Here is a 2,370-nt window from a genome sequence, read left to right as displayed (position 1 = left end):
TTCGAGCGACGCGTCGCGCGTGACGGTGCGCGTGATCCCGACCGACGAGAACCTGATGATCGCGCGCCACACGCGCCGCGTGCTGGACGACGCGATTCCCTCCACGCCGTATCCGACCCGGTGAGACCTTCGATGACAGCACGCGACACGCCTTCTCCCGCCGTCAGCGCCCCCGCGCTGCCGATTTTCTGGCCGATGGCTGCCGCCACGGCGATGTTCGCGGCCGGCGCCGAGATCGCGGCGCGCAATCTGCGCTTTCTCGCGGAAGAGGAGAAGCTCCATTTCGAAGCACATCCGGCGCTGGCATCGCCGAACCGGCCGTTGCTGGAACTGCGGACGATGACGTTTCGCGATTATTCGGCCGCGCCGGCGCACGGGCTGCCGACGATCGTCGATGCGCCGTACGCGGGACACAGCGCGATGATCGCCGACTACCAGCCGGGGCAGAGCCTGATGCAGACGCTGCGCGAGCACGGCGTGACGCGTGTGTACCTGACCGACTGGCGCTCGGCCACCGAGGACATGAAGGACCTCGAGATCGACCAGTATCTGGCCGAGCTGAACGTGTGCGTCGACGAACTCGGCGGCCGCGTGAATCTCGTCGGGCTGTGCCAGGGCGGCTGGATGTCGGCGATGTATGCGGCACGTTTCCCGCACAAGGTCGCGAGCCTCGTGCTGGCGGGCTCGCCGATCGACACCGACGCGGGCGACGGCCCGATCAAGCGGATGGTGCACACGTATCCGACGGCGTTCTACGACGAACTCGTCGCGATGGGCGGCGGGCTGATGCGTGGGCGCTTCATGCTGCGCGGCTGGAAGAACATGCATCCCGACCAGCACTATCTCGCCGAGCACATCGACCTGTACGAGCATCTCGACGATCCGGAATACCTGCGCAAGCGCGAGGTGTTCGCGAACTGGTACGAAAGCCCGATCGACCTGCCGGGACGCTGGTACCTGCAGGCGATCGTGCAGATCTTCAAGGAGAACCGGCTCGCGAAAGGTACGTTCGTCGCGCTCGGGCGCACGCTCGACCTGAAGGACGTCGCGTGCCCGGTCTATCTGCTCGCCGGCGAGGCCGACGACATCACGACGCCGGAGCAGGTGTTCGGCGCGCGCGATCTTCTCGGGACGCCCGCGTCGCGGATCGAGAGCCGGCTCGTGCCGGGCGGCCATATAGGCATGTTCATGGGGACGCGCACGCTGGCGACGGTGTGGCCCGACATCGCGCGATGGATCGCGGCGCAGCGCTAGGCCCACGCGGATCGACAAGGGAGGCGACATGACATTGCGACACAAGCGGGGGCTCGTCGTCGGCATCGCGAACGGACAGAGCATCGCGTGGGGATGTGCACGCGCGTTTTGCCGGGCGGGCGCCACGCTCGCGGTGACCTGGCAGTCGGACAAGACCTTGCCGCACGTCGAGCCGCTGTTCGCGCAACTCGACGCGCCGATCCGGATGCCGCTCGACGTCGGGCGCTCCGACCAGATGGCGGCGGTGTTCGACGCGATCGCGGTGCAATGGGGCGCGATCGACTTCGTGCTGCATTCGGTGGCGTATGCACCCAAGGCCGATCTGCAAGGCCGCGTGGTCGACAGTTCGCCGGAAGGCTTCTCGTTGGCGATGGATACGTCGTGCCATTCGTTCATCCGGATGGCGCGACTCGCCGAGCCGCTGATGACGCGCGGCGGGAGCCTGATGGCGATGAGCTATCTCGGCGCGGAGCAGGTCGTCGCGAACTACGGGGTGATGGGGCCGGTCAAGGCCGCGCTCGAAGCGAGCGTGCGGTACCTGGCGGCCGAACTCGGCGGGGCGGGCATTCGCGTCAATGCGGTTTCGCCGGGCGTGCTGCCGACGCGCGCGGCGTCGGGCCTGCCGGACTTCGGCCGGCTGCTCGACGACACCGCACGCCGGGCGCCGCTGCATCACGCGCTCGACATCGACGACGTCGGGGCGTTCTGCGCGTTTCTTGCCGGCGACGGCGCACGGGCGATCACGGGCGGCACGCACTATATCGACGCCGGCATGCACGTGCTCGGCCAGGGCCAGCGCAAGCCCGTCATGAGCGTGAACGAGCCCTGACGCACCGGCGGAATGCGGCGTTCAGGTGCGCGTGAATGCTTCCACGAGGGTCGGCGGCGCGTGTGCGACCGTCACCTCCGGCGTGCCGTGCCACGCCGCGAGTTTCTTCACGGCCTTCGCGACGTCGGCCGCGAGCCCGGCGCCGAAGCGCACGCCCGGCTCGACGTGCACGGCCTTCAATTCGAACGTGCCGAGCGCGCGATGCGCTTTCGCATCGACGCGGCCGACCAGCCGGCCGCGATGCAGCACGGGCAGGCAGAAATAGCCGTAGCGCCGCTTGTGCTCGG

3 protein-coding genes are annotated in these 2,370 nt (G+C 68.6%); 2 read left to right on the top strand and 1 reads right to left on the bottom strand.

The genetic code is table 11. The annotated features are described in order from the left end of the window. Positions 1 to 132 precede the first annotated feature (132 nt). Together JMF90_RS33650 and fabI are read left to right on the top strand one after the other, a co-directional pair. Positions 133 to 1,254, top strand: a complete 1,122-nt coding sequence (locus JMF90_RS33650; protein ID WP_011547281.1) for an alpha/beta fold hydrolase — start codon at positions 133 to 135, stop codon at positions 1,252 to 1,254. Between the two features lie 28 nt (positions 1,255 to 1,282). Continuing rightward, positions 1,283 to 2,083 carry an enoyl-ACP reductase FabI gene (gene fabI, locus JMF90_RS33645; protein WP_011547282.1) on the top strand — a complete coding sequence of 267 codons (801 nt, stop codon included), beginning with the start codon at positions 1,283 to 1,285 and terminating at the stop codon, positions 2,081 to 2,083. Positions 2,084 to 2,104: 21 nt separating this feature from the next. Here fabI and JMF90_RS33640 read toward each other — a convergent pair. After that, positions 2,105 to 2,370, bottom strand: a 266-nt coding sequence (locus JMF90_RS33640) for a DNA glycosylase AlkZ-like family protein (protein WP_201326041.1), incomplete at its 5' end; no start/stop codon positions are given.

This window comes from Burkholderia sp. E168m23 (assembly GCF_016586125.1).
Classification (GTDB): Bacteria; Pseudomonadota; Gammaproteobacteria; order Burkholderiales; family Burkholderiaceae; genus Burkholderia; species Burkholderia orbicola.
This window is presented reverse-complemented; position numbering and strand designations above follow the sequence as displayed.

Coding starts and splice junctions, on each gene's coding strand:
- JMF90_RS33650 (WP_011547281.1), top strand. CDS start 133: ATGACAGCACGCGACACGCCTTCTCCCGCCGTCAGCGCCCCCGCGCTG.
- fabI (WP_011547282.1), top strand. CDS start 1,283: ATGACATTGCGACACAAGCGGGGGCTCGTCGTCGGCATCGCGAACGGA.